Below are 26,149 nucleotides of genomic sequence, written 5' to 3'. Positions count from 1 at the left end.
TAGCCTCCAATGAACAAGGGCGCGGCGAGCCGCGCCCGTGGGCAGTCAACGGAACAGCGTTTGCGCCCAGCGCGCCAGCCCGGCGGTGACCGAGCCGAAGTCGTTGCCGCCGACGATCGGAATGCCCGGCAGCTGCTGTTGCAGCGCGGCGCGCAGCAGGGGTGAGCGCGCGCTGCCGCCGGTCAGGTAGATCACCTGCGGCGCGGTCTGGCTGCTGGCCAGCGCGGCGCTGACCTGCTCCTGGATGCGCATCAACGGCTGCGAGATGGCGTCGGCGAGCTGAGCCTGGCTGATGTTCTCCGCCAGATCGGCCTGCACGAAATTGAGCGGCGCGCTGATGGCCGTTTGGCCGGACAGGGCGATCTTACTCTCTTCTGCCGCCCGCACCAGTCGGTAGCTCAGGCGCTGCTGGTACACTTTCAGCAGGCGTTTCACCTTTTCCGGCTCCGCCGCGTCGAGGATCAGATCGCGCAGCACGCGGCCGTTGGCGGCGCTGTAGAAATCGTTTTGCGCCGGCACGTCGTTGGTCGCCACCGCGTTCCAGTAAGGCAGCGCCGGCAGGGCGATGCCCTTCGCGGTTTCGCCGCCGAGGCCGAACAGCGGCATCAGCTGTTTGAAGGCCAGCATGATGTCCAGATCGTTACCGCCGACCCGGCAGCCGCTGTGGCCCAGCAGGCTCTGCTGGCGATCGGCGCGGTCGCGCCACTGCGGCCCCATCAGCAGCACCGAGCAGTCGGTGGTGCCGCCGCCGATGTCCACCACCAGCACGGTTTGCTCTTCGCTCAGCGTCGCCTCGAAGTCCAGCCCCGCCGCCACCGGCTCGAACTGGAATTCAATGTCCTTGAAACCGGCGCGTTCGGCGGCGCGCTGCAAAATGCCCTGCGCCTGCCGGTTGGCTTCGTCGCCGCCGATGCCCTGGAAGTTGATCGGCCGGCCGATCACCGCCTGATCGATGCCGGTCTGCAGCACATTTTCCGCCTGGCGTTTGATGTGGAACATCATGGCGCACACCAGGTCTTCGAACAGCGCGATCTGCTGCGGCTTCAGGCCGTTGGCGCCGAGGAAGGATTTCGGCGAGCGCACGAAGTACACCTCTTCCGGATCTTCCATGTAGTGCGCCAGCGCCTGCAGGCCGAACAGCACGCTGTCGCCGTTGACCGGAATGTCTTCTTCGCGGTTGTAACTGATGGCGCGGCGCAGCAACTGCTGGTTTTCTTCGCTGCCGGTCGGGATCTGCCAATGGCGGTGCAGGCATTCGCTCACCGCTTCACGGGTCGGCGCGCACAGCATCGAAGGCAGATACGGCGCGTTGTTTTCCAGCGTCAACAGCTCGGGGCCGTGGTCGCGCATCACTGCAACGGAACAGTTGGCTGTCCCGTAGTCGAATCCAATAAACATCTCTTTTTTGTCCCCATGCCAATGAAGGGGGGCGACTTTACCCGAGACGGGGCCGGCGGGCAATGCGCCAATGCGCGAGTGTCGAAAAATTTAGCTGGCGCGGCGGCGGCGTGCTTAACTTAATGTCCGAATTCCGCACGTCAGCACGCCAGCCGAGCCCCATAATGCAGAAAAAACCGAACCCGAGCGTTGCCATGAATACCCAACAGCAAGCGTTGTACGACGCGCTGCGCGCGCGTGACCGCAAATTCGACGGACGCTTTTTCGTCGGCGTCTCTTCAACCGGTATCTATTGCCGTCCGGTGTGCAGCGCCCGCACGCCGAAGCGGGAAAATTGCACCTTTTATCCGAGCGCGGCGGCGGCTGAACTGGCGGGGTTTCGCCCCTGCCTCAAATGCCGGCCGGAGCTGGCGCCCGGCCTGGCGCTGATCGACCTGGGCAACCGCTATGCGCAGGTGGCGGTGCAGCTCATCGAGCAGGGCTATCTGTCCGAACACAGTTGCGAAGCGCTGGCGGCGCGGCTGGGCATTTCCGATCGCCATCTGCGGCGCATCTTCGCCGAACAGTTTGGCGCCTCGCCGATCGATTACGCGCAGTCGCACCGGTTGCTGCAGGCCAAGCGCCTGCTGGCGGACACCGATCTGCCGCTCAGCGAAGTGGCGTTCGCCGCCGGTTTCGGCAGCCTGCGGCGTTTCAATGAGCTGTTCAAGGCGCGCTATCGCCTGATACCGTCAGCGCTGCGCAGCGGCGGCGCGCGCGGTGAACGGGCCGCCGCCAGTGGGCTGGTGTTTCACCTGGGCTATCGGCCGCCCTATGACTGGGAGCGCATGCTGAATTTCTTGCAGGCGCGCGCCGTGCAGGGCGTGGAGCGGGTCGACGGACGCCGCTACCTGCGCTCGATCGCCGTCAGCCAGGGCGGCACGGAACACCGCGGCTGGGTCAGCGTGCAGCCGGAAGAAACGCGCAATCGGGTTCGGGTCGAGATCGCGCCTGCGCTCAGTCTGGTGACGACGGAGGTGTTGCGCCGGGTGCGCCTGCTGTTTGATCTGGATGCCGCGCCGGATCGCATCAATGAGGCGCTGGGCTCGCTGGCGGCCGATGCGCCGGGGCTGCGCCTGCCGGGCTGCGTGAACAGTTTCGAGCAGGCGGCGCGGGCGGTGCTGGGGCAGTTGGTCAGCGTGAAAATGGCGGCGACCTTCGCCGGGCGGATGGCTGAACGCTGGGGGGAAGCCCTGGCGACGCCGCATGAGGGCATCACCCATGTCTTCCCCACCGCAGAACGGGTGGCGCAGCTGCAGCCCGAAGAACTGCGCCCGCTCGGGGTGCAGCTGAAGCGCGCGGCGGCGCTGATCGAGATCGCCCGCGCGCTGGGCGAAGGGCGGCTGCAGCTCGATAACGTGCTGGATATCGAACAGGGCATCGAGGCGCTGACCGCGCTGCCGGGCATCGGCAGCTGGACCGCCAGCTATATCGCGATGCGCGCCTGGTCGTGGCCGGACGTGTTCCTGGCCGGCGATTACCTGATCAAACAGCGTTTTCCCGGCATGACGCCGCGCCAGATAGAACGCTACGCTGAACGTTGGCGCCCGTGGCGCTCTTACGCCACGCTGCATCTGTGGCACAACGACGGCTGGGCGCCGAAAGGGGAGAGTTGAACGCAGAGCTAGCGAGGGGTGTCGATCAGCTGCAGCAGGCGGCTCATGCCCTCGCGCATCAGGAACGCCAGCAGCTTTTCCCGCTCGGCCGGCGTCAGGTGGTAGTAATACTCGATCCAGACCCGTATCGGATCCTGGCGTTTGACGTCGTAATCCGGATGGTCGGTTTCGCGCAACGCCGACAGGCTGCGCGCGCCGAACGGCAGACTGTCGATATGGTATTCCAGCGCTTTGCCCTGTACGCCGCTGCGGCGGCGGCTGACCCAGCCTTCACGCCGGGCCATCAAATTGACCCCTTGCGGAGTTGAAGGCAACCCCGCCTTACCCATCAGTTCCCTGGCGGAAAACCATTTCTTTTCCATAGTCCCTTATCCCTGAGCCATCACCTGCCGAGGAAAATCAACGGAAACGCTGATAGTCGCATGGGCGCTTCATCTTACTTAATCGTTTAAGCTTCAGGTGTTATTTATATCACTAATCTTGTCTTGGTTAATATCATGTAACGAACGAGATGCGAGGCGCCGCCCGGGAGACGGCGCCTGAGAGGGGGGAGAAGGTTAACGGATGCCGAAATAGCCGTCGCTGAGCAACACCGCCAGCGGCTGCTCCAGCGCCACCTGGTCGCCGTCCGCCAGATCGACGCCGATATCGCGCAGCGCCTGCAGCGTCACCGGCTGGTGAGCCGGCCCGGCGAAGGTCTGCGCTTTAATGCGATGCGCCGCGCCGTTGAGCATCGAGACCATCAGCTCGTCCATCTGGTTGCAGTGCACGTTGGTGATAAAGCGCTCATCGATGCGAATGATGTCGATCTTCTGATCGCTGAGCTCATCGAACGCATTGATGTTATGTCCGAAGCCGTTGACGATCAGCCGGCAGCCCTGCTGCTGCAGTTCGCGAAGAAATGCCCGACACTGCGCGGCGTGCTCCAGTATCGCGGCCTCATCGACGCTGAACAGCAGCGCCTGCGGCGGCAGCGAGGAAGCGAGCACCGTTTCTGTCAGGTAGCGCTGGAAGTTGGCGCTCAGCAGGCTGTCGATGGCCAGCGGCAGCGCGAGCGACAGCCCTTTGCGTTTGATGTCGTCGGCATATTTCACCAGCAGTTGCGCCGCCGTCCAGCGGTCGATGTCCGGCATCAGGCCGTACAGCTGCGCGGCGGCGATGAACGCCTCGTGCGACAGCGGGCGGTCGTCCGGCGCCATCACCTGCAGTGTTACCTGGTGAAACGCGGCCGACAGCGGCGTCGCCGGCGGCGCGACCGCGTGAGTCAGCAGCCGCAGTTGCCCCTCGCTGATGATCGTCTGCACTTCCTGCAGGCTCAGCACCTCGTGCTGCCGCTCCAGCAGCTGTTTCTGCCGCGTTTCGTACAGATAAACCTGGCCGCGCCCCTGGTGCTTGGCGGTGTAGCAGGCGATATCGGCCTGCGCCAGCAGTTCGCTGCTTTTGGCGTCGGCGCTGATGCGCGTGATGCCGGCGCTGGCGCCGACGCGGTAAATCTTCCCTTCCCAGTAGAACGGGTGCTGGCTGATTTGATTAACCACTTGCTGCACCAGCGATTTGGCCTGTTCCAGCCGGCAGTCGTACAGGATCAGACCGAACTCGTCGCCGCCCAGCCGGGCCAGGCAATCGCTATGGCGCAGCTGATGCCGCATCAGCTGGGCGATGTCCCGCAGCAGGGCATCGCCCGCCGCATGGCCGGCGGTGTCGTTCACCGCCTTGAACCGATCCAGATCGAGGAACACCAGCGAATGCGGCGACGACGGTTCCCCGCCGGCGACGATCGCCGCTTTCAGCTGTTTCTCGAAGCGGGTGCGGTTCGGCAATCCGGTCAGCGCATCGTGCGAGGCGCTGTAGCTGAGTTTTTTCATCAGTTCGCGCGAGGCGGTGACGTCCTGCAGCACCATCACCGCACCCATGGTTTCCCCGTCGAGGGTTTTCAGCGGTGAGACCGACTGCTGTACGTCGAAATAACGCCCGTCGCGGCTGTGCAGCACCAGCGCATAATCCGCCGGCCATTGCCGTGGGTATTGCGTGAGGTTTTCGATTTCCGGGCCGTCTTTGCCGTTGGTCAGGCGCACCACGCCGGCGACGGGCATACCGATCGCCAGGTCGAGCGGCCAGCCGCACATCTGTTCCGCCACCGGATTCATAAAGGTGATGCGCAGGTGGCTGTCGGTGGAGATCACCCCTTCGCCGATGGCGTCGAGGGTGATGTGCAGGCGCTCTTTCTCTTCGTGCAGCGCCTCGGCGAGGCTCTTGAGCTCGGTCATGTCGATATTGGTGCCGATCAGGCGCAGCGGCCGGCCCTGATCGTCGAGGATCACGTTGCCCTGGCCGCGGATATGGCGCACTTTGCCGCTGCGCGTAGTGATGCGAAATTCCATGACGAACGGTCGCGGCTGCGCCAGGATCTCGGCCAGCTCGCGATCGGTACGCTCGCGATCTTCCGGCACCAGCAGGGTGCGCCACAACGCCAGCGTCGGCGTTTGGTCGGGGGGGAGATCGTAGAGTTCGAACATGCGCTGATCCCAGGTGAAGTTTTCCTGGCTCATCACCCATTCCCAGATGCCGACGCCGCCCACCTGGTTGGCCAGCGTGATGCGCTCCACCAACCGGTTGTTCTCCGCCTCGCTGCGCTTAAGGTCGCTGATGTCCTCCACCTGAGAGATGAAGTACAACGGCCGGCCTTCGCCGTCGCGCACCAGCGAGACCGCCAGCAGCGCCCAGACCGTCTGCCCGTCGCTGCGGATATAACGCTTCTCCATGGTGTAGCTGCTGATATGGCCGTCGAGCAGTTCGTGCAGTTGGGTCAGGTCGGCGTTCAGATCGTCCGGGTGGGTGATCTCTTGAAAGGTCAGGCGATAAAGTCTTTCGGGCGGATAGCCGAGCAGCTTGCACAGCGCCTGGTTAACCTGCAGCCATTTGCCCTCCGGCGACACCAGTGCCATGCCGATGGCGGAATACTCCAGCGCGCTGCGAAAGCGGCTTTCGCTCTCGACGATATGTTGCTTTTCCACCCGGAAGGTGTGCATCACCATCGCCATGGCGTGCGCCGGGATCAGGATCAGCAACATCGGCAGATAGAGGCCGAGTTCGCCCAGGAAAGTGTGCTGGGAAGACTGAAGGCGCAGCAGGCCCAGCGACAGCAGGACGGTGATCAGCAGGAGAGTGCAGAAACAGACGGTGAAGGTTTCGAAGCGCGACAGGGCGATAGCCGCCCACAGCAGCGGCAGGATGACGAAGGTAAAGGGGAAGGGCAGATGCGTCAGCGCCAGATAGCTGAAGGCCAGCGAGCCCATCAGGGTCAACAGCAGCGGATACGGATTCAGCCCGGCCAACAGACGGCGGTGATAGGTGAGCCCGAGCGGCGCCAGCGACAGCACCCCTATCGCTTCAGAGATGAACCAGGTGCCGAACGATTGCCAAAACGTCAGGTCCGGCGTGGGGGTCAGTCCGGCGGCCAGCAGCGCGCTGAACAACGGGGTAAAGATCACCGCGCAGACCACGAAGCGCAGCCAACAGCCCAGATCGCTCAGCGGATCGATCGCCGGCAGCGTGCGGCGCAGCAGCAGAGCGCACACTGCCGCTTCCAGCAGGTTGATGGCGGCCAGCTTGACCGGAATGGCGCTGAAGCCGAACAGCAGGAAGCTGGCGAGCACGATGCCTGTGCCGCTGGCCAGCAGCGGCAAACCCCAATGACGCGGAGGATGACGATACAGCACGGCGATCGCGGCAGCGGTCGGGAACCACAGCGGCGTGAAGTGATGAGCCTCACTGGATAACGACAGGCTCAGCAAGGCGAGCAAAAATGTCGCCAGCGCCACGAACAGAGAATGTGTCAGCATAACGCCTTTGTGTGTGCCGAACGCGTTCGGCGCGCTGATATCCATAGACATCCTTACCGATGACCTCTGCCTGTGATTGGATTCATGACGTGGATGAATCAAGATGATTTATTGAAAAAGGGTAGTACAGCGCGGGAGGAAAACCTATCGGGAGGGCCGACTTTACTGCGTTAGCGCAAACCCGGCGACAGAATGACGAAAAAGCCGGCGCGGGGCCGGCTTTGAGCGTCTTACAGCAGGAACAGGGTGGCGAGGCCGAGGAAGATGAAAAAGCCGCCGGTATCGGTCAGCGCGGTGATGAGCACGCTCGAGCCGACCGCCGGATCGCGGCCCAGTTTGAGCATGGTCATCGGGATCACCACGCCCATCAGCGCCGCCAGCAGCAGGTTGAGCAGCATCGCCAACGTCATCACGCCGCCCATCGCCGCGTCGCCGTACAGCAGCCAGGTGATCACGCCCATGATGCCGCCCCACACCACGCCGTTGATGATGGCGACGCCCAGCTCTCTGAGCATCAGGCGCGAGATGTTGCCGACTTCAATCTGGTGCAGCGCCAGCGCGCGCACGATCATGGTGATGGTCTGGTTGCCGGTGTTGCCGCCGATGCCGGCGACGATCGGCATCAGCGCCGCCAGCGCCACCAGCTGGGAAATAGTGTGCTCGAACAGGCCGATCACCCGCGAGGCGATGAATGCGGTGCAGAGGTTGATCGCCAGCCAGGCCCAGCGGGTTTTGACCGCTTTGCTGACCGGGGCGAACACGTCTTCTTCCGGGCTTAAACCGCCCATGCGGCGCAGGTTGGTGTCGCTCTCTTCGTTGACGGCGTCGACGATCTCTTCGATGGTCAGGCGGCCCATCAGTTTACCTTTGGCGTCAACCACCGGGGCGCTGATCAGGTCATAACGTTCGAACGCGCCGGCCGCTTCATCGGCCTTGTCTTCGGGCTGGAAGGTGGCGGGATCGCTGTCCATCACCTCGCGCACCGGGATCTCCGGGTCGTTCAGCAGCACTGCGGTCAGCGGCAGTTCGCCCAGCAGGGTGTTTTTGCGGTCGGTGACGAACAGTTTATCGGTGGCGTCGGGAATGGTTTTGCGCATGCGCAAAAAGCGGTGCACCGCGCCGAGCGTGACGTCCGGCCGCACCGTCACCAGTTCGAAATCCATCATCCAGCCGACGCTGTCTTTGGCGTACTGGCTCATCTCGCGCACCTGGGCGCGCTGTTCCGGCTCCAGCGAGGTCAGCAACCGGCCCATCAGGTTGCGCGGCAGGTATTGCGCCAGGTAGGCCTGTTCGTCGACGTCCAGCGTTTTGATCGCTTTGAGCAGGTCTTTGTCGCTCATTTCCTCGATCAGGCTGTCCCAGACCGGTTCTGCGACTTCCACCAGCGTCTGGCCGCGCTTGCTGTTGCCCACCAGCCGCCACAGCGCCATACGTTCGTCCTGCGGCAGCGCCTCCAGCAGGTCCGCAAGGTCGGCGGCGTGCATGTCGTCCAGCAGGCCGGTGATTTCCGCCGTCTGGTTCAGCAGTTCGCTTTGGCTGAGGGCGTGTTCATCCCCTGGCCGGCCGAGAATGCCGTCGACCAATTCCTTATTGTTCAACAACAGAGTGAGAATGCGCTGGCGGTGTTCAGCGACTTTTTTGACGTTATGGGTTGCGGCTGACATGGTGTTCCTTAACGGGCGCTCGGCGTTCCTGACGCAGGCTCATTAAAAGATAGAGCATAGCGAGTGCCGGAGTCATTTTTATGAAACGGACGGGGCGCGGCGGTTATTCAGAGGAGGCGTCCTGTTGCAGCGCGCTGACTTCGGCGGCGTTTTGCGCAGCGGCCTGCTTTTTTTCCTGATGATGAGGCACCGCCACCACGGCGGCGTACAGCAGTCGGCCGACTAAAATGATAAAGCTGATAAACAACACTATCTTCGTCATCTGTCCGGTGGTTTTCTTGCGCATATATCACCCGGTATGCCGGTGTCATGTGTTATTCGCTCGAGAATTTGTAACCGGATTTTAGGCGCTGATGACAAAAGTTGTCCATTTTTTTCCGGCGAGCGGCGCGCCGTATTAGGGTTTCGTTTAGGTTGGCGGAGCGGGGGCGGAAAGAAAAACCCCCTGGCTGGCAGGGGGCGGGGGATCAGGCGGAGCGCTGTTCGTCTTGCGAACCTTCTTCGTCGATCAGCAGCTTCCAGCCGACGACGTCGTTCCAGTAGGCCTGCTCGCGCTCGAAGTCCAGCTGCACCAGGTTGTTTTGCGCCAGGTAGCCGGCCGGGAAGCGCAGCGTCCAGTGGTTGTCGTCGGTGGTCAGGCGCAGCGTTTCCGGCGTGGTGGTCGACTGGCGCTGGTTGTTGAGCAGGGTGCTCAGACGCAGCAGCTGGATCAGCGGCAGGTAGTGTTTCTTTTTGAACAGGTTGAGGCGCGGCAGCTCTTCCAGCTTGATCGCTTTGCGGTGGAAACGCACCAGCGCCGCCAGCAGCAGCTGCTGTTCCTGGTTGAAGCCGGGCAGGTTGGAGTTTTGCAGAATGTAGGCCGAATGGCGGTGCATGCCGCTGTGGTTGATGCTCAGCCCCACCTCGTGCAGCATGGCGGCCCATTTCAGCAGGGCCTCCAGCTGCGGATGCACCAGCTTGGTGTTTTGCGCCATCCACTGCGAGTAGAGCAGCTCGGTGGTTTCCAGCACCCGCTTGGCCTGTTCGCGGTCGATGTTGTAGTGATCGGCCAGACTTTTGGCGGTGCGGCTGCGGATGTCCTGGTGGCGGAAGCGGCCTTCCATTTCATACAGCACGCCTTCGCGCAGCGCGCCGTCGGACAGGCGCAGATCGCGGATCGCCAGCGCGTCGAACACGCCGCACAGGATAGCCAGCCCCGGCACGAACACCGATTGGCGATCCTCCGACAGCCCCGGCAGGCTCAACGAGCCGAAGCTTTTGAACTGCAGCACCTGTTCGGCGAGCATTTCCAGACGATCCAGGGTGATGAGACCGTCTTTTTCGCCCATCGCCACCAGCACTTCGTGGGCGGCCTTGATGGTGCCCGAGGCGCCCAGCGCGTACTGCCAGCCCTGAATGCGGTACTGCCAGGCCAGCGTTTCCAGCTTCTGCGCCGCCGCCAGCCGCGCGCGGCGGAAGTTGTTTTTGCTGATCTCGCCGCCCGGGAAGAACAGCTGGGCGAAGCTGACGCAGCCCATGCGGCGGCTTTCCGCCAGCAGCGGCTCGAAGTCTTCGCCGATCACCAGCTCGGTGGAGCCGCCGCCGATGTCGATCACCAGCTTGCGGCCCTTCTCCGGTTGGGTGTGTTCCACGCCCATGAAGATCAGACGCGCCTCTTCCTGGCCGGCGATGATTTCGATCGGGTAGGGGATCACTTTGGCGGCGCGCTTGAGGAACACTTCAGCGTTCACCGCCTGACGCAGGGTGTGGGTCCCGACGATGGTGACGTTATCCGCCGGGAAGCCCTGCAGCCGTTCGGCAAACAGCGCCAGGCAGGCCAGGCCGCGTTCTATCGCCTCTTCACTGAGTACGTTGTTGCTGTCCAATCCGTCGGCGAGATGCACCCGCTGTTTTAAACGGCCCAATACCTGTAAGGCGCCGTTGACGACGCGGGCGATCACCATGTGGAAACTGTTCGACCCGAGGTCGATGGCGGCGATTTCCTGCGGTTTGTTCGTTGCAGTGTTTTTTAGCGGCATAGTTGCTGGCCTACTGTCCTGGTTGTTCCAGAGCTTTTAAATACTCGTAAATAGCCACCTGGGCGCGCACTTTGCGGCGGTTGCCGCGCGGCACGTACTGGTTGCTCAGTTCTTTATCCACATAACGGGCCTTGACCGTATCGCTGAACAGGATCTCCAGAATGTCCAGAACGCGCTGTTTCAGCGCCGGATCCAGCAGCGATACCGCCACTTCGATACGGTAATCTATGTTGCGGGTCATCCAGTCGGCGGAGGACAGATACACCCGTTTGTCACCTTTGTTGTCGAAAACGTAAACCCGATCGTGTTCCAAAAAGCGATCGACGATGCTGATCACCTGAATATTGTCGCTGATCCCCGGCAGGTTGGGAATCAGGGAACACATGCCCCGCACCAGCAGACGGATCTTCACGCCGGCGCCGGACGCGGTATATAACCGATCTACCAGCCCTTTATCCACCAGATTATTTATTTTCAACATAATGCCGGCCTGTTCCCCGGCCTGGGCGTTGGCGATTTCGTTGTCGATCAGCTCATACAACTTCAGGCGCGAGTTCTGCGGCGACACCATCAGGTTGTCGAAGGTGACCGGCCGGTAGGGGGTCTCGATAAAGTTGAACACCCGGCGCACCTCGTTGGTGATGCGCGAGTCGGCGGTCAACAGCGAATAGTCGGTGTAGATGCGCGCGGTTTTTTCGTTAAAGTTGCCGGTGCCGATATGAGCATAGCGCACAATTTCATCGCCTTCACGGCGCGAAATCAGGAACAGTTTGGCGTGGATTTTCAGCCCCGGCGCCGAGAAGATCACGTGTACGCCGGCCTCGGTCAGGCGCTTCGCCCAGTGAATGTTGGCCTCTTCGTCGAAGCGCGCCTGCAGTTCGACCACCACCGTGACTTTCTTGCCGTTGTGCGCGGCGTGGATCATCGATTCGATGATGCGCGAGTCTTTCGCCACCCGGTAGATGTTGATTTTGATCGCCAGCACGCTCGGATCGAACGACGCCTGGCGCAGCAGCTCCAGCACGTGTTCAAAGGTGTGGTACGGGTAGTAGAGCAGCACGTCCTTTTCGCGAATGGCGTCGAAGCCGTTGCGGAAACCGTCGAACCAGATGTGGCGCAGGCGCGGCAGCGGCTTGTTGACCAGATTGGCCTTGCCGACGTTCGGGAAGCTGATGAAGTCTTTGAAGTTGTGATAGCGGCCGCCGGCGATCACCGAATCGTAGTTGGAGATGCCCAGCTTGCCGCGCAGCAGCTCCACCATCTCGTTCGGCATGTCGCGCTGATAAACGAAGCGCACCGGCTCGGCGGTGAGGCGCTGTTTCAGGCTGGAGGACATCAGTTCCAGCAGGCTGGATTCCATTTCGGTGACCAGATCGTACTCGGCGTCACGGGTCATCTTCATCGAATAGGCGTTGAGCGCGTCGTAGTCGAAGAAGCCCTTGAAGATATCGTCCAGGCAGTAGCGCAGGATGTTGTCGAGCAGGATCATCGGCTTGCGGCGGCGCGGCGCTTCCGGCGGCAGATTGACGAAGCGCGGCACCTTGTCCGACGGGATCTCCAGCAGCGCATAGTCGGTGCGCGCGCCGCGGATAATCTCCACCGCCAGATAGGTGTAATCGTCTTTCAGGAACTGCACCAGGTTGGTGTCGTGGTTGATCAGGATCGGCGTGATGTGCTGGCGCAGGTGCTGTTTGAAATATTGCCGCAGCCAGATTTGCTGGTTCTCGGACACCTGGCGTTCGTTGATCAGGAAGATCTGGTTGCGCGCCATTTCCAGCAGCAGATCGTTGTACAGACCGTCGAACTCCTGATCGGTTTTCAGCACCTTGGCCTGGATCTTTTTCAGCAGATGGCGTGAAGAACCGGCGGAGCCTTGCTCTTCGCTGATCAGGATGCGCCGTTTGAGATCGGCGAAGCGGACTTTATAGAACTCGTCGAGGTTGTTGGAGTAAATGCCCAGAAAACGCATACGTTCAATCAGGGGATTGCTCTTATCTGCGGCTTCCTGCAACACGCGCTCATTAAAGGATAACCAGCTTAGTTCTTTTTCGATGTAGAGCTTTTCCTGACCCATTGCCACTCCAGTTCAAATTTAGAATAGGATCCGGGACGCAGCGCCCGGATGCCGCTCTAGTGTCCTTCATCATTATTGCGAGAGATTGACAGGAAAGTCCAACATATCCATTGCGTTGGCGCGCGGCGTTTTTCGGCGGCAATAAATTTTCCCCGCGGCGGGATGCCCGGCAGTGAAACGATCAGCATGAAATGACGGTTAGCAGGCTTATTCTTGGCGTTATAAAGCGTATTTATGGTCATTTTTCAGCAATATATCAAATTCATATTGTCTGATGGCAGTGTAAAAAACCTGAGTTATGACGGGTAACTTTGTCATGCAAACGTCATAAAACTGACATAAGATGCCCGGTTATCTTACGGCGCAAGCCCGATTACATCAGCGACAGCGAGACACATGACACAGACGACGGCCAATCAACATCCCCGAGATCGCATGCGCGGGCGCATCGACCGCGGCGTGCAGGCGGCAGTGACCGCCAGCGGGCTGATGGTGCTGATGACGTTGATGCTGATCTTCGTTTATCTGCTGTTTGCGGTGCTGCCGTTGTTCAAACCGGCCTCGCTCAGCCAGGCGCAGCCGCTGCCGTTCACGGTATCGGCCCCGGCGCTGGCGCTGGGCATGGACGTGCAGCAGCGCGTCGGTTATCGCATCGACGCGCAGGGCGCGGGGCAATTTTATCGCCTGACGCCGGCGCCGAGCAGCCAGGCCCAGACGCCGCTGGCGCAGCAAACGCTGCTGGCCAAACCGGCGCTGCTCGCGCAGGCCGCCGGAGAGCGCGATCTGTTTGCGCTGGCGCAGGCCGACGGCCGGTTGGTGGTGGCGCGCGCGGATTTCGCCACGGCGGAAAACGGCCGGCCGCAGTGGCAGTTCCCGCTCGGGCAGCAGCCATTGGCGCTGGATCCACAGCGCAAGCCGCTGAAATTGCTGTCGCTGGCGGATGCGCATCGCGGGCAGTATCTGCTGGCCGGGGTGACCGACGATCGGCGTCTGGTGTTCGGCCGCTTCAGCCCCGACCGGCCGCCGCAGTTCAGCGAGCGGCCGCTGGAGCACGACGCCGAGCAGCTGGTGCTGACGCCAGATGGCCGCCAGCTTTATCTGCTGACCGGCAACCGGCTGGCGCGTTATCAGATCGACGGCGCACAGGTGCAGCTGCGTGAAACGCGTACCCTTGGCGAACATGCGCCGTATCAGATGACGGCGCTTCCCGGCGGCAGCGCACTGCTGATCAAGGGCGCCGACGGCAACCTGCGCGAGTGGTTCGAGGTGGAAAAAGAGCAGCGCTGGCGACTGACGCCGGTGCAGCATTTCGACCACGGCGCCGACGGGCAGGAGCTGACGGTGGCTGAACCTTATCGCCGGGTGTTCGCCACCCTGCGGCCCGATGGCGGCTTCTCGCTGTTCTCCGCCATTCAACCGCAGCCGCTGCTGAATACCCGTTTGGGCGCCGAGGTGCGGCAGATGGCGTTCGCGCCGCGCGGCGATGGCCTGCTGCTGGAGAGCGCGCAGGGCTGGCAGCGCTATGCGCTCGACAACCCGTATCCGGACGTCACCTGGCGTTCGTTGTGGGGCAAGGTGTGGTATGAGAACTACCCGCAGCCGGCCTATGTCTGGCAGTCCACCTCCGGCGAAGACAGTTACCAACCCAAATTCAGCCTGATGCCGGTGATCTTCGGCACCTTTAAGGCGGCGGCTTACGCGATGCTGTTCGCCATCCCGCTGGCCTTGGCCGGCGCCATCTATACCGCTTACTTTATGACGCCGGGGCTGCGGCGGGTGATCAAACCGGCTATCGAAGTGATGGGCGCGCTGCCGACGGTGGTGATCGGGCTGGTGGCCGGCATTTGGCTGGCGCCGATCATCGAGCAGTATCTGTTGGCGGTGCTGGCGTTGCCGCTGCTGTTGGCGGCGGCGGTGTTGCTGTGCGGCGCGTTGACCCATCGCTTTATGCCGCGCTGCCGGCCGGGCGTCGATCTGCTGTTGCTATTACCGCTGCTGGCGTTGACGGTGTGGCTGGCGCTCAGCCTGGGGCCGCGGCTGGAGGTGGCGTTGTTCGGTGAGCCGCTGCATTTCTGGCTGGGGGATAATTATGATCAGCGCAATGCGCTGGTGGTGGGCGTGGCGATGGGCTTCGCGCTGGTGCCGATCATCTTCTCGCTGGCGGAGGACGCGCTGTTCAGCGTGCCGGCAACCTTGAGCCAGGGCTCTTTGGCGCTGGGCGCCACCCAGTGGCAGACGGTGATCAAGGTGGTGCTGCCATCCGCCAGCGCCGGCATTTTCTCCGCGCTGATGATCGGCTTTGGCCGCGCGGTGGGGGAAACCATGATCGTGCTGATGGCCACCGGCAACACGCCTATTATCGACGGCAGCCTGTTCCAGGGGCTGCGCGCGCTGGCGGCCAACATCGCCATTGAAATGCCGGAGGCGGTCTCCGGCAGCAGCCATTACCGCGTGCTGTTCCTGACCGCGCTGGTGCTGTTTGTCTTCACCTTCGTGTTCAACACGCTGGCGGAGGCGGTGCGCCTGCGGTTGCGCAAGCGTTACACGCCGAATCAGGAGGCGCCATGAAGAGCTGGGTGAAGAGCGGGTCGCCGTGGATATGGCTGACCGCCGGTTCGGTGGCCGTCAGCCTGCTGGCGCTGATCGGCATTCTGTTGCTGCTGGCCGGGCAGGGGATGCGCTATTTCTGGCCGAGCCCGGTTTATCAGTTCGAACTGAATCAGAACGGCGCCGGGCCGGTGACGGTGATCGGCGAGTTGTACCAGCAACAAAGCATTTCCCGGCGCCAACTGGCCGAGGCGGGCGTCACGCCGCCGGGCGAGGCGCAGAGCGTCGAACGCTATCTGATTAAGGTCGGCAACCGCGAGCGCGAGGGGCAGGATTTCCGCACGCTGCTGGCCAGAGACATCCGCAGCCAAAGCACGCCGCGCAGCCTGCTGGTGCTGGAGCGTGATAGCCACGGCACCGCCTACGGCTATCTGGCAGGGCTGCTGGAGGATGGGCAACCGCTGACCGGCCGCAATCTGGGGCAGGCGCTGCAGCAGCGGCTGCCGCAAATCGCCGCGCTCTCGCGCCAGGCGCACGACATTCAATTCCGCGACATGGCGCGCATCAATCAGCAGTTTGACGCGCTGCGGCTGCGGGAAAAGCGCCTGCAGCGCGACGATAAGCTGGACGCCCGCGCGCAGGACGCCATCAAGGCCGAACGGCTGGAGCTGCAGCGGCAGTATCAGCTGCTGTCCGAACGTCTGGCGGGGCTGAACCGCGATCGCCAGCGCGACGCGCTGCTGCTGCGCGACATGCACGGGCAGACGTTGACCATTCCGCTCAGTCAGGTGCGCGATGCCTGGTACCCGAACGCCATGAACACCGCCGAGAAGCTGGCGCACTGGGGCGAGCAGGTGAAGAAGTTCCTCACCGACAGCCCGCGCGAAGCGAATACCGAAGGCGGGGTGTTCCCGGCCATTTTCGGCACGGTGTTGATGGTGATCCTGATGTCGATCGTGGTGATGCCGTTTGGCGTGATCGCGGCGGTATATCTGCACGAGTATGCCGGCAACAATCTGCTGACGCGGGTGATCCGCATCGCGGTGGTCAACCTGGCCGGCGTGCCCTCGATCGTCTACGGCGTCTTCGGCCTCGGCTTCTTCGTTTATATGATCGGCGGCACGCTCGATCAGCTGTTCTATCCTGAATCCTTGCCCAACCCGACTTTCGGCACGCCCGGCGTGCTGTGGGCGGCGCTGACGCTGGCGCTGCTGACGCTGCCGGTGGTGATCGTCGCCACCGAGGAAGGGCTGTCGCGCATTCCCACCTCGCTGCGGCAGGGCTCGATGGCGTTGGGCGCCAGCCGGGCCGAGACGCTGTGGCGCATCGTGCTGCCGATGGCGGCGCCGGCGATGATGACCGGCCTGATCCTGGCGGTGGCGCGCGCCGCCGGGGAGACCGCGCCGCTGATGTTGGTGGGGGTCGTGAAATCGGTGCCGGTGCTGCCGGTGGACGAGATTTTCCCGTATCTGCACCTGGAGCGGAAGTTTATGCATTTGAGCTTCCAGATCTACGATATGGCATTCCAGAGCCCGAGCGTAGAGGCGGCGCGGCCGCTGGTGTTCGCCACCGCCTTCCTGCTGGTGACGATCGTGGTGAGTTTGAATCTGGCGGCGATGGGTATCCGCCATTCGTTGAGGGAGCGGTACCGAGCATGGTCGCAGTAACAATGACGCTATTTTTGGGGAGTGCGTAATGGGTTTGATGACGCCAGGCAGTTTGCCCCGGCTGGATGTCCAGCATCTCGACGATGAACAGACCGCGCTGGCGGTCAACGGCCTGAACCTGTTTTATGGTGACAAGCAGGTGTTGCACGATATCTCGTTACGTATCCCGAAGCACCGGGTGACGGCTTTGATTGGTCCCTCGGGCTGCGGCAAATCGACGCTGCTGCGCTGTTTCAACCGCATGAACGATCTGGTGGACAACTGCCGCATCGAGGGCGATCTGCAGCTGAACGGCGCGGCGATCTCCGGCGCGCAGATCGACGTGGCGGCGCTGCGGCGGCGGGTGGGCATGGTGTTCCAGCGGCCGAACCCGTTCCCGAAATCGATCTATGAAAACGTGGTGTACGGCCTGCGGCTGCAGGGCGTGCGCGACCGGCGCTTGCTGGATGAAGCGGTGGAGCGTTCGCTGCGCGCCGCCGCGCTGTGGCATGAGGTGAAGGACCGGCTGCGCGAAAATGCGTTCCGCTTGTCCAGCGGCCAGCAGCAGCGCCTGGTGATCGCGCGCGCCATCGCCATCGAGCCGGAAGTATTGCTGCTCGACGAGCCGACCTCGGCGCTCGATCCGATCTCCACGCTGACCATCGAAGAGCTGATTTCCGCACTCAAGCAGCGCTACAGCGTGGTGCTGGTGACGCACAACATGCAGCAGGCGGCGCGGGTCTCCGACTACACCGCCTTTATTCATCAGGGCCGGCTGGTGGAGTACAACGACACCGACGCCATTTTCACCTCGCCGCGCCAGCGCCGCACCGAGGATTATATTACCGGGCGGTATGGGTGAGGGATGAGCGGCGCAAACCTGTGGGTTTACGCCGCTCATTGAATTTAAAGTCCAGCAGATATGGTTCGGTATCGCAATCAAAATCCTTTCATAATTATTTTTCCTACATTATTCATGCTATATAGAGGATTCTCGATAAAAATCGGACCCTTGGTGATTTTTTAATTCATCATTTCATTTGTTTCTGCGTTTTATCGATGGATTAATAACTGTCTATAAAAGGAAATTATAAGTATGAATATTGATGAGGTTTATATCAAAGAATTATCTCTCCAGTTATTACCCCTACTGATCTCTGGAGTGGCATGGTGGTTTTTACGTTGGTTGAAGGGATATGATTCCCGACGACGTTGCCAGTTTGATAGCGTCAGCGATGTAAAACGCTTGTCCGTCCTGTCGCGTATTCAGAAATTGCGGGATGCGCCGCAGAGTGGCATGACGTTGCTGCAAATTAAAGCGCTATATGAAAGTATTGGGATCCGCCTGCCGGTATGGGTGGCGCATCAACTAGTGGACTATTTGGGCCGTGGACCGGTGGCATTGAACGACCTTGCGTTGAACAGTTTCTTGCGTCGTACTTCGCTTACAGCTAGCAAAAATGAAGACAACAAAGTATTTGCCCTCGATGTCAACCAGTTGTGTAAGCAGCGCTTTTTTGTACTGATATTCTTTGTCGTCAGTGCGTTGGCTATCGCTTACGGTGTCTATACCAGCGTGCTTCCGTTGGGGGCAAGCGAAGCCACTGCCAGTAATATATTTTTGTTTTCATTATTCTTTTTCGCCTATTTGTTCTTGGCGTTGTTCGTTGTGGCTTGGTCGATTAATGAATGGGGATCCCTGCAGCACGCCAAGGCTTTCTGGCTGAAGTGGCAGCCCCACCTGTATCAAAACGAAGCGGAATATCAGGCGCATTGTCAGCATGCGTGCAATGTTGCGGCACAGGAAAACGTACCTGATATCACTTTGGAGACCGTTGCTGATTTGCCACCGGCCGAAAAGCCACTGCGTGGATGGCTGATGCGTAGGCTGGGCAAGAAAAATAACTAACCTCTAAGCGCCATACCATCACATGGTTCTTAACGCGTTTTATCGGCGAGCTTCAACACGCCCCCCACCAGCAGCAACGCGGCCCCCGAGGCATAGAGCGGGAACCAGCGCGTCCACCAGAGCGGGGAAAACAGCGGGGTGCTATTGGGATCTGCGGAGGCGTAGCCGCTATAGGTATTCAGGCCGGCGGCGATGGCGAGCATCGCCAGGCCGATAAAAAGCAGCAGGTTTGAGACGGTCGTCATGGCATTTTTCCTTTGTAGAGGCAGAGGGTAACTCTTACTATCACTATTAATTATTGTTCGATTAATTATCTCGATTAAATATTATTTATTTCCACATTCATCAGGCTATTTCCTGACGATAAATAGCATCCCTTAATACTAGCCACTTATTTCCCAATAAAAAACCCGCCTGGGCGGGTTTTCACTTTTTCTCGCTAAGTATCACTTCACCAGCGGCTTATCATTGGGCGTTTTGAACTTCGCCAGATATTGCGGCTGGAAGATGCACATGCGCAGCACGGTGCGGTATTCGCCGTTGACGAAGAACTCGTCGATCAGCTCGCCTTCCACGTTGAAGCCCAGCTTGCTATAGATGTGGATCGCCTTCGGGTTCTCCTTGTCGACGATCAGGTACAGCTTGTACAGGTTCAGCACCGAGAAACCGTAGTCCATCGCCAGGCGGGCGGCGGTGCTGGCATAGCCTTTACCCTGGTGGGCGGGATCGATGATGATCTGGAACTCAGCGCGGCGGTGGATGTGATCGATCTCCACCAGCTCTACCAGGCCGACCTTGGCGCCTTCGTGCTCGATGATAAAGCGGCGCTCGCTCTGATCGTGGATGTGTTTGTCGTAGAGATCGGAAAGCTCGACAAAGGCTTCGTAGGGTTCTTCAAACCAATAGCGCATGACGCTGGCGTTGTTGTCCATCTGGTGGACGAACGACAGATCGTCCCGTTCCAATGGGCGTAACCTGACGCTGGCAGTGCTGGACATGTGGGCTCCTCTGTGCCGTGAAATTGTGCAAAGTATAACTTCACAGAATGGATGAAGGCGAAAAAAAACGGCGCCGCGCGGGCGCCGTTTAGGCAAGGTTCAGGCTGCGCGCATCAGTCGGCGGCGTGACCCTGTTCAGGCAGGCGTTCGCCGTCCAGCCAGGCGGCGCCGTCGCGCATCGCCAGGCGGCCGTCGACGAACCAGCTCACCACCAGCGGATAGATCGTGTGTTCCTGGGTTTGTACCCGTTCAACCACGTCATCCTCTTCGTCGTCAGCGAAAATCGGCACCTTGGCCTGCAAGATCACCGGGCCGCCGTCGAGCTGTTCGGTCACGAAGTGCACCGAGGTGCCGTGTTCGCTGTCGCCGTTGTCAATGGCCTGACGGTGGGTATGCAGCCCCGGGTATTTCGGCAGCAGGGAAGGGTGGATGTTCAGCATGCGGCCGGCATAGCGCTGCACGAACTGCGGGCTGAGGATGCGCATGTAGCCGGCCAGCACCACCAGATCGGGCTGGTACTGGTCGATGGCGTCCGCCAACGCGGCGTCGAACGCCGTGCGATCGGCGTAGGCCTTGGCATCCAGCGCTTGGGCGGCGATGCCCGCCGCTTCGGCGCGTTGCAGGCCATAAGCCTGCGCCTTGTTGCTGAACACCGCCACGATTTCGGCGGCGATGCGGCCCTGCTGGCAGGCGTCAATCAGCGCCTGGAGATTGCTCCCCTGGCCGGAGACCAACACCACGATCTTTTTCATCAGTTGATGACCACTTGTTGTTCGTCGGAAGAGGCGGTCAGTTTACCGATTTTCCACGCTTTTTCACCTGCCGCGGTCAGCAGCGCGATGGCCGCTTCCACTTCGGCTTCCGGCAGGGCGATGACCATGCCTACGCCGCAGTTGAAGGTGCGGTACATTTCATGACGGCTGACGTTGCCGGCCTGCTGCAGCCAGGTGAACACCGCCGGCCACTGCCAGCTGGCTTCGTCGATCACCGCCTGCATGCCTTCCGGCAGCACGCGCGGAATGTTTTCCCAGAAGCCGCCGCCGGTGAGGTGAGCGATGGCGTGTACGTCAACCTTCTCGATCAGCTCCAGCACGGACTTCACGTAAATTTTGGTCGGCGCCAGCAGGTGGTCGGCCAGCGGCTTGCCTTCCAGCTGAGTGGCGGTCGGATCGGTGTTGCTCACTTCCAGGATCTTGCGCACCAGCGAGTAGCCGTTGGAGTGCGGGCCGGAAGCGCCCAGGGCGATCAGCGCATCGCCGGACTGCACTTTGCTGCCGTCGATGATCTCGGATTTTTCGACCACGCCGACGCAGAAACCGGCCACGTCGTAGTCTTCGCCGTGGTACATGCCCGGCATTTCAGCGGTTTCGCCGCCGACCAGCGCACAGCCGGACTGCTTGCAGCCTTCGGCGATGCCGGTGATCACGCTGGCCGCGGTGTCCACATCCAGCTTGCCGGTGGCGTAGTAGTCGAGGAAGAACAACGGCTCGGCGCCCTGAACCACCAGATCGTTGACGCACATCGCCACCAGATCGATGCCGATGGTGTCGTGGCGTTTCAAATCCATCGCCAGACGCAGCTTGGTGCCCACGCCGTCGGTACCGGAAACCAGCACCGGCTCGCGGTATTTCTGCGGCAACGCACCCAGGGCGCCAAACCCGCCCAGACCGCCCATCACTTCCGGGCGACGGGTCTGTTTAACTACACCTTTGATGCGATCTACCAATGCGTTGCCTGCATCGATATCGACACCTGCGTCTTTATAGCTGAGAGAGGTTTTGTCGGTCACTGCGCGATTCCCCACGACGGTTTGCGGTTTGAAAACTGTGCTTCCGATGTTGATTCCGGAATAAGGCGCGGCAATTCTAACAGCGCAGGCAAACGTTTGCGAGCGGCTTATGAACCGGCTCCGCTTTTTCGTCATCTATACTGATATTCAAACTTTTGTTGATCCCGATCGGGCTATTGTGGGTGGCGCGGCGAAAAAAAGGAGGTATAATCCCGCGATTTTTTTGGCCGCAACCACCTTAATAGGAGAAAAATGATGAAGATCGTTGAGGTGAAACACCCGCTGGTAAAACACAAGCTTGGCCTGATGCGCGAAAATGACATCAGCACCAAACGCTTCCGTGAGCTGGCCTCAGAAGTGGGTAGTTTACTGACCTATGAAGCGACCGCCGATCTGGAGACGGAAAAAGTCACCATCGAAGGCTGGTGCGGGCCAGTTGAAGTGGATCAGATCAAAGGGAAAAAGATTACCGTAGTGCCAATCCTGCGCGCAGGTCTGGGCATGATGGAAGGGGTGCTGGAGCACGTGCCGAGCGCGCGCATCAGCGTGGTGGGCGTATACCGCGACGAAGAAACCCTGGAGCCGGTGCCGTACTTCCAGAAGCTGGTTTCCAACATCGAAGAGCGCATGGCGCTGGTCGTCGACCCGATGCTGGCCACCGGCGGTTCGATGATCGCCACTATCGATCTGCTGAAGAAAGCCGGCTGCCACAGCATCAAGGTGCTGGTCCTGGTGGCGGCGCCGGAAGGCATCGCCGCGCTGGAGAAAGCGCACCCGGACGTTGAACTGTACACCGCCTCCATCGATCAGTGTCTGAACGATAAGGGCTACATCGTGCCTGGCCTGGGCGATGCGGGCGACAAGATATTTGGTACCAAGTAAACATTTGAGCCGACTTAACGAGTCGGCTTTTTTATGCTCTTCGTCTTTCAAGCTACAGCGTTGTTGGCTGCAGGCAATAACCCCAGTCACTTATTTGATATAAGCTCCTGGGGATTATTGCCCTGGCCGCCTGGCTGTAACTTGAAATCCATTGAGCATAGACAATTCAGCTTGCATAACGATTAATGACTCAGAGGAAAAGCACACATGACCCGTCGCGCCATCGGCGTCAGCGAGCGCCCGCCGCTGCTCCAGACCATTCCGCTCAGCTTCCAGCACCTGTTCGCCATGTTCGGCGCCACCGTGCTGGTGCCTATCCTGTTCAAGATCAACCCGGCGACCGTGCTGTTGTTCAACGGCATCGGCACGCTGCTGTATCTGTTCATCTGTAAAGGCAAGATCCCGGCCTACCTCGGTTCCAGTTTCGCGTTTATCTCGCCGGTGTTGCTGCTGTTGCCGCTCGGTTACGAAGTGGCGTTGGGCGGTTTCATCATGTGCGGCGTGCTGTTCTGCCTGGTGGCGCTGATCGTGAAAAAGGCCGGCACCGGTTGGCTGGACGTGATGTTCCCGCCGGCGGCGATGGGGGCGATCGTCGCCGTCATCGGCCTGGAGCTGGCGGGCGTGGCGGCCAACATGGCGGGGCTGCTGCCGGCGGAAGGCGCCAGCGCCGACTCGACCACCATCACCATTTCGCTGGTGACGCTGGCGGTCACGGTGCTCGGCTCGGTGCTGTTCCGCGGCTTCCTGGCGATTATCCCGATCCTGATCGGCGTGCTGGTGGGCTATGCGCTGTCGTTCTTCATGGGCGTGGTGGATTTGACTCCGATCCGCGAGGCGCACTGGTTCGCGCTGCCGACCTTTTACACCCCGCGCTTTGAGTGGTTCGCCATCTTCACCATTCTGCCGGCGGCGCTGGTGGTGATCGCCGAGCACGTCGGCCACCTGGTGGTGACCGCCAACATCGTGAAGAAAGACCTGATCCGCGATCCGGGCCTGCACCGCTCGATGTTCGCCAACGGCATCTCGACGGTATTCTCGGGCTTCTTCGGCTCCACGCCGAACACTACCTACGGCGAGAACATCGGCGTGATGGCCATCACCAAGGTCTACAGCACCTGGGTGATCGGCGGCGCGGCGGTGCTGGCGATCCTGCTGTCCTGCATCGGCAAGCTGGCGGCGGCGATCCAGGCGGTGCCGGTGCCGGTGATGGGCGGCGTTTCCCTGCTGCTGTACGGCGTGATCGGCGCCTCGGGCATTCGCGTGCTGATCGAATCCAAAGTGGATTACAACAAAGCGCAAAACCTGATTTTAACCTCGGTGATCCTGATTATCGGCGTGAGCGGCGCCAAGGTGCATATCGGCGCGGCGGAGCTGAAAGGCATGGCGCTGGCGACCATCGTCGGCATTGGCTTGAGCCTGCTGTTCAAGGTCATCAGCCTGTTCCGCAAGGAAGAAGAGGTGCTCGACGCGCCGGACGAACCGGCGGAGCAGAAGTAACGAAAAGGGCAGCCCAAGGGCTGCCCTTTTGACTTATGGCATTCGCCTTAGCTGCGAATTTTGCGGTACACGAACAGCACCACGATGGCGCCGATAACCGCCACCACGAAGCTGCCGAAGTTGAAGCCGTCAACCTTGCCGTAGCCGAAGAAGGTGCTGATATAGCCGCCGACCACGGCGCCGATGATCCCCAGCACGACGGTCAGAATAAAGCCGCCGCCGTCTTTGCCGGGCATGATCCACTTAGCCAAAATACCGGCGATCAGGCCGAAGATAATCCAGGAAATAATCCCCATTTACTGCTCCTTTCTTTTGTGGCTGAGAATAGCTTACTGCTGGGTGGCCGGCTGAGTATTGCCGTTCACCGCCGCATCGGTTTCTTGTTTCAACTCTTGCGCTTTGTTTTCGGCGCTGTTCTTGATGGCTTCGGTCTTCGCCTTGGCCTGCTCGGTCAGATCGTTGGCGCCGTTGATGGCGTCGTTTTTGATGGCCTTGGCCTGATCCACCAACTGCTGGCTCTGTTTGCCTGCGTCGTCTTTGATCGCGGCGGCTTTGGCCTTGGCGTCGTTGGTGATGGCGTCCGCCTGCTTGGCGGCGTCTTCTTTAATCGCCGAAGCTTTGTCTTTCAGCTGATCCGCCTGAGTGGCGGCCTCTTTTTTGATTTCATCCGCCGTCGCTTTCGCCTTGTCCGTCAGATCGTCCGCTTTTTTCTGGGCGGCGTCTTTCATCTGCTCGGCGCTGTCTTTGGCTTTATCCAGGTTGGCGTCAACCTTGGACGAGTCATCACAGCCGGCAACCAACAACCCGATAAAGGAGGCCAACAGCACTTTATTCCATACTTTCATCGTCTATATCCTTGCAGAAACCTTGTTGATGGTGATTGCGTTTAGCCTACCTATACTAGGCCAGATTTGGCTTAAATGACAAATTTAACCTGCGCAGGCATGGGGTTAGGGAATTAACTCGGATAATTCTTGCCTTGGCGGGGGCCGCAGCCAATCAAGCGGCGCTTAGGCATTGTTCACTATTGCGGCATAAGATCCAGCCGGTTCAACAGCGCCCGTTTTCTGTGTTAAACTGCCCACGTTTTTCTGCCAGTTTTGGTTGAGGTGCTTCTCTGAATACGCCGGCACAGCTTTCACTGCCACTTTATCTTCCCGATGATGAAACTTTCGCCAGTTTTTATCCGGGCGAGAACCCATCCCTATTAGCCGCGATCCAATCCGCCGTCCGTCAGGAACATGGCAGCTATATCTATTTCTGGTCGCGTGAAGGCGGCGGGCGCAGCCATTTGCTGCATGCGGCCTGCGCCGAGCTTTCGCAGAAGGGGGAAGCGGTGGGCTATGTGCCGCTCGACAAGCGCGCTTACTTCGTGCCTGAAGTGTTGGACGGCATGGAACAGCTGGCGCTGGTCTGCATCGACAATATCGAATGCATCGCCGGCGACGAAGAGTGGGAGATGGCGATCTTCAACCTTTACAACCGCATCCTGGAAACCGGCCGCACCCGTTTGTTCATCACCGGGGATCGCCCGCCGCGTCAGCTGAACCTGCGTTTGCCGGATCTGGCTTCGCGTCTGGACTGGGGGCAGATCTACAAGCTGCAGCCGCTGTCGGACGAAGAGAAGCTGCTGGCGCTGCAGCTGCGCGGCAAACTGCGCGGCTTCGAGCTGCCGGAAGACGTGGGCCGCTTCCTGCTGAAACGGCTGGATCGCGAGATGCGCACGCTGTTTATGACTCTCGATCAGCTCGATCGCGCCTCGATCACTGCCCAACGCAAGCTCACCATTCCGTTCGTTAAAGAAATTCTGGGGCTGTAGCCGCTACCGTAAAAGAAAGGGCGCAATAGTCCGCGCCCGAATTCGAATTTACAAAATCTCCAGCACCTGCTCCGGCGGCCGGCCGATGCGCGCCTTGCTGCCTTTCACCACGATGGGGCGTTCGATCAGTTTCGGGTTCGCCGTCATCGCCGCCAACAGTTGCTCTTCGCTCAGGCTGTCGTCCGCCAGCTTCAATTCCTTATACAGATCTTCTTTTTTGCGCATCAGATCGCGCGCCGATGTGAAGCCCAGTTCCTTCAACAGCTTTTTCAGCTCATCGACCGTAGGGGGCGTATCGAGGTACAGCACCACCTTCGGATCGACGCCGTGCTGTTCCAGCAGCGCCAGGGTTTCACGGCTCTTGGAGCAGCGTGGGTTGTGGTAAATCGTGACGTTTTTCATGGCGTTCAT

General features: G+C 60.6%; 22 protein-coding genes. 8 read left to right on the top strand and 14 right to left on the bottom strand.

Features of this window, described 5'->3' with window-relative positions:
- Positions 1–45 precede the first annotated feature (45 nt).
- Positions 46–1,398, bottom strand: coding sequence for a molecular chaperone (gene yegD, locus IT763_RS17315; RefSeq protein ID WP_033639655.1), 1,353 nt, complete (start codon positions 1,396–1,398; stop codon positions 46–48).
- A gap of 164 nt (positions 1,399–1,562) precedes the next feature.
- Here yegD and alkA point away from each other — a divergent pair, with 164 nt between their 5' ends.
- Positions 1,563–3,053: a DNA-3-methyladenine glycosylase 2 gene (alkA, locus tag IT763_RS17310; protein WP_049299957.1), complete on the top strand. Its 1,491-nt coding sequence runs from the start codon at positions 1,563–1,565 to the stop codon at positions 3,051–3,053.
- A gap of 8 nt (positions 3,054–3,061) precedes the next feature.
- Here the strand turns inward: alkA and IT763_RS17305 are convergent, their stop codons facing one another.
- The 6 genes from IT763_RS17305 to ppk1 all read right to left on the bottom strand — a co-directional run bounded on the left by IT763_RS17305 (position 3,062) and on the right by ppk1 (position 12,651).
- The gene (locus tag IT763_RS17305) at positions 3,062–3,415 is read right to left on the bottom strand and encodes a DNA-binding protein (protein WP_004941591.1); all 354 of its coding nucleotides are present in this window, start codon (positions 3,413–3,415) and stop codon (positions 3,062–3,064) included.
- Between the two features lie 195 nt (positions 3,416–3,610).
- Positions 3,611–6,940: a diguanylate cyclase gene (locus tag IT763_RS17300; protein ID WP_206194878.1), complete on the bottom strand. Its 3,330-nt coding sequence runs from the start codon at positions 6,938–6,940 to the stop codon at positions 3,611–3,613.
- 185 nt (positions 6,941–7,125) lie between these two features.
- The gene (mgtE, locus tag IT763_RS17295; RefSeq protein WP_004941597.1) at positions 7,126–8,559 is read right to left on the bottom strand and encodes a magnesium transporter; all 1,434 of its coding nucleotides are present in this window, start codon (positions 8,557–8,559) and stop codon (positions 7,126–7,128) included.
- 103 nt (positions 8,560–8,662) lie between these two features.
- Positions 8,663–8,845, bottom strand: coding sequence for a YfgG family protein (locus IT763_RS17290; protein WP_049299954.1), 183 nt, complete (start codon positions 8,843–8,845; stop codon positions 8,663–8,665).
- A 181-nt stretch (positions 8,846–9,026) separates the two neighbouring features.
- Positions 9,027–10,577 carry an exopolyphosphatase gene (gene ppx, locus IT763_RS17285; RefSeq protein WP_016926719.1) on the bottom strand — a complete coding sequence of 517 codons (1,551 nt, stop codon included), beginning with the start codon at positions 10,575–10,577 and terminating at the stop codon, positions 9,027–9,029.
- 10 nt (positions 10,578–10,587) lie between these two features.
- Positions 10,588–12,651: a polyphosphate kinase 1 gene (gene ppk1 / locus IT763_RS17280; protein ID WP_206194877.1), complete on the bottom strand. Its 2,064-nt coding sequence runs from the start codon at positions 12,649–12,651 to the stop codon at positions 10,588–10,590.
- A gap of 396 nt (positions 12,652–13,047) precedes the next feature.
- Between ppk1 and IT763_RS17275 the strand changes: the two genes are divergently transcribed.
- From IT763_RS17275 to IT763_RS17260, 4 genes are all read left to right on the top strand, one after another.
- Entirely contained in the window at positions 13,048–15,219 is a 2,172-nt protein-coding gene (locus IT763_RS17275; RefSeq protein WP_206194876.1) for an ABC transporter permease subunit, read from the top strand.
- Positions 15,216–16,865 carry a phosphate ABC transporter permease PstA gene (pstA, locus tag IT763_RS17270; RefSeq protein ID WP_016926722.1) on the top strand — a complete coding sequence of 550 codons (1,650 nt, stop codon included), beginning with the start codon at positions 15,216–15,218 and terminating at the stop codon, positions 16,863–16,865. The genes IT763_RS17275 and pstA overlap by 4 nt, the downstream gene beginning before the upstream one ends.
- Before the next feature lie 28 nt (positions 16,866–16,893).
- A complete protein-coding gene (pstB, locus tag IT763_RS17265; RefSeq protein ID WP_019452422.1) occupies positions 16,894–17,706 on the top strand; it encodes a phosphate ABC transporter ATP-binding protein PstB in 813 nt (270 codons plus the stop codon).
- Between the two features lie 234 nt (positions 17,707–17,940).
- A complete protein-coding gene (locus IT763_RS17260; RefSeq protein ID WP_049299951.1) occupies positions 17,941–18,753 on the top strand; it encodes a hypothetical protein in 813 nt (270 codons plus the stop codon).
- 29 nt (positions 18,754–18,782) lie between these two features.
- On the opposite strand, the gene IT763_RS17255 is transcribed toward IT763_RS17260, so the two are convergent.
- The 4 genes from IT763_RS17255 to purM all read right to left on the bottom strand — a co-directional run bounded on the left by IT763_RS17255 (position 18,783) and on the right by purM (position 21,540).
- Complete coding sequence (locus IT763_RS17255) at positions 18,783–18,998, bottom strand: hypothetical protein (RefSeq protein ID WP_206194875.1); 216 nt, start codon at positions 18,996–18,998, stop codon at positions 18,783–18,785.
- A gap of 201 nt (positions 18,999–19,199) precedes the next feature.
- Positions 19,200–19,751: a spermidine N1-acetyltransferase gene (speG, locus tag IT763_RS17250; protein ID WP_004941631.1), complete on the bottom strand. Its 552-nt coding sequence runs from the start codon at positions 19,749–19,751 to the stop codon at positions 19,200–19,202.
- Between the two features lie 113 nt (positions 19,752–19,864).
- Positions 19,865–20,503, bottom strand: a complete 639-nt coding sequence (purN, locus tag IT763_RS17245; protein WP_004941635.1) for a phosphoribosylglycinamide formyltransferase — start codon at positions 20,501–20,503, stop codon at positions 19,865–19,867.
- On the bottom strand, positions 20,503–21,540 hold the full coding sequence (purM, locus tag IT763_RS17240) for a phosphoribosylformylglycinamidine cyclo-ligase (protein WP_206194874.1): 1,038 nt from the start codon (positions 21,538–21,540) through the stop codon (positions 20,503–20,505). Before purM ends, purN begins: the two co-directional genes overlap by 1 nt.
- Before the next feature lie 255 nt (positions 21,541–21,795).
- Here purM and upp point away from each other — a divergent pair, with 255 nt between their 5' ends.
- Both upp and uraA read left to right on the top strand, forming a co-directional pair.
- Entirely contained in the window at positions 21,796–22,422 is a 627-nt protein-coding gene (gene upp / locus IT763_RS17235; protein ID WP_004941642.1) for a uracil phosphoribosyltransferase, read from the top strand.
- Positions 22,423–22,629: 207 nt separating this feature from the next.
- Positions 22,630–23,919 carry a uracil permease gene (uraA, locus tag IT763_RS17230; RefSeq protein ID WP_004941645.1) on the top strand — a complete coding sequence of 430 codons (1,290 nt, stop codon included), beginning with the start codon at positions 22,630–22,632 and terminating at the stop codon, positions 23,917–23,919.
- A gap of 47 nt (positions 23,920–23,966) precedes the next feature.
- Here uraA and IT763_RS17225 read toward each other — a convergent pair whose 3' ends face one another.
- Together IT763_RS17225 and IT763_RS17220 are read right to left on the bottom strand one after the other, a co-directional pair.
- Positions 23,967–24,215, bottom strand: a complete 249-nt coding sequence (locus IT763_RS17225) for a GlsB/YeaQ/YmgE family stress response membrane protein (protein ID WP_016926728.1) — start codon at positions 24,213–24,215, stop codon at positions 23,967–23,969.
- A 33-nt stretch (positions 24,216–24,248) separates the two neighbouring features.
- Positions 24,249–24,764, bottom strand: a complete 516-nt coding sequence (locus IT763_RS17220) for a hypothetical protein (protein WP_016926729.1) — start codon at positions 24,762–24,764, stop codon at positions 24,249–24,251.
- A gap of 272 nt (positions 24,765–25,036) precedes the next feature.
- On the opposite strand from IT763_RS17220, the gene hda reads away from it, so the two are divergent.
- The gene (gene hda / locus IT763_RS17215; RefSeq protein ID WP_025159568.1) at positions 25,037–25,738 is read left to right on the top strand and encodes a DnaA inactivator Hda; all 702 of its coding nucleotides are present in this window, start codon (positions 25,037–25,039) and stop codon (positions 25,736–25,738) included.
- A gap of 48 nt (positions 25,739–25,786) precedes the next feature.
- Here the strand turns inward: hda and arsC are convergent, their stop codons facing one another.
- Positions 25,787–26,140 (bottom strand): arsenate reductase (glutaredoxin), encoded by a 354-nt coding sequence (gene arsC, locus IT763_RS17210; protein ID WP_015378717.1) that lies wholly within the window; start codon positions 26,138–26,140, stop codon positions 25,787–25,789.
- Positions 26,141–26,149 lie beyond the last annotated feature (9 nt).

The organism is Serratia sp. CMO1 (genome assembly GCF_015689115.1).
Classification (GTDB): Bacteria; Pseudomonadota; Gammaproteobacteria; order Enterobacterales; family Enterobacteriaceae; genus Serratia; species Serratia marcescens.
The sequence above is the reverse complement of the archived record's forward strand: the minus strand, read 5'-3'. Positions and strand labels throughout refer to the sequence as shown.

Excerpts from the sequence above, each read along its gene's own strand:
- yegD (WP_033639655.1), bottom strand. The coding sequence starts at position 1,398 with ATGTTTATTGGATTCGACTACGGGACAGCCAACTGTTCCGTTGCAGTG.
- alkA (WP_049299957.1), top strand. The coding sequence starts at position 1,563 with ATGCAGAAAAAACCGAACCCGAGCGTTGCCATGAATACCCAACAGCAA.
- IT763_RS17305 (WP_004941591.1), bottom strand. The coding sequence starts at position 3,415 with ATGGAAAAGAAATGGTTTTCCGCCAGGGAACTGATGGGTAAGGCGGGG.
- IT763_RS17300 (WP_206194878.1), bottom strand. The coding sequence starts at position 6,940 with ATGGATATCAGCGCGCCGAACGCGTTCGGCACACACAAAGGCGTTATG.
- mgtE (WP_004941597.1), bottom strand. The coding sequence starts at position 8,559 with ATGTCAGCCGCAACCCATAACGTCAAAAAAGTCGCTGAACACCGCCAG.
- IT763_RS17290 (WP_049299954.1), bottom strand. The coding sequence starts at position 8,845 with ATGCGCAAGAAAACCACCGGACAGATGACGAAGATAGTGTTGTTTATC.
- ppx (WP_016926719.1), bottom strand. The coding sequence starts at position 10,577 with ATGCCGCTAAAAAACACTGCAACGAACAAACCGCAGGAAATCGCCGCC.
- ppk1 (WP_206194877.1), bottom strand. The coding sequence starts at position 12,651 with ATGGGTCAGGAAAAGCTCTACATCGAAAAAGAACTAAGCTGGTTATCC.
- IT763_RS17275 (WP_206194876.1), top strand. The coding sequence starts at position 13,048 with ATGACACAGACGACGGCCAATCAACATCCCCGAGATCGCATGCGCGGG.
- pstA (WP_016926722.1), top strand. The coding sequence starts at position 15,216 with ATGAAGAGCTGGGTGAAGAGCGGGTCGCCGTGGATATGGCTGACCGCC.
- pstB (WP_019452422.1), top strand. The coding sequence starts at position 16,894 with ATGGGTTTGATGACGCCAGGCAGTTTGCCCCGGCTGGATGTCCAGCAT.
- IT763_RS17260 (WP_049299951.1), top strand. The coding sequence starts at position 17,941 with ATGAATATTGATGAGGTTTATATCAAAGAATTATCTCTCCAGTTATTA.
- IT763_RS17255 (WP_206194875.1), bottom strand. The coding sequence starts at position 18,998 with ATGACGACCGTCTCAAACCTGCTGCTTTTTATCGGCCTGGCGATGCTC.
- speG (WP_004941631.1), bottom strand. The coding sequence starts at position 19,751 with ATGTCCAGCACTGCCAGCGTCAGGTTACGCCCATTGGAACGGGACGAT.
- purN (WP_004941635.1), bottom strand. The coding sequence starts at position 20,503 with ATGAAAAAGATCGTGGTGTTGGTCTCCGGCCAGGGGAGCAATCTCCAG.
- upp (WP_004941642.1), top strand. The coding sequence starts at position 21,796 with ATGAAGATCGTTGAGGTGAAACACCCGCTGGTAAAACACAAGCTTGGC.
- uraA (WP_004941645.1), top strand. The coding sequence starts at position 22,630 with ATGACCCGTCGCGCCATCGGCGTCAGCGAGCGCCCGCCGCTGCTCCAG.
- IT763_RS17225 (WP_016926728.1), bottom strand. The coding sequence starts at position 24,215 with ATGGGGATTATTTCCTGGATTATCTTCGGCCTGATCGCCGGTATTTTG.
- IT763_RS17220 (WP_016926729.1), bottom strand. The coding sequence starts at position 24,764 with ATGAAAGTATGGAATAAAGTGCTGTTGGCCTCCTTTATCGGGTTGTTG.
- arsC (WP_015378717.1), bottom strand. The coding sequence starts at position 26,140 with ATGAAAAACGTCACGATTTACCACAACCCACGCTGCTCCAAGAGCCGT.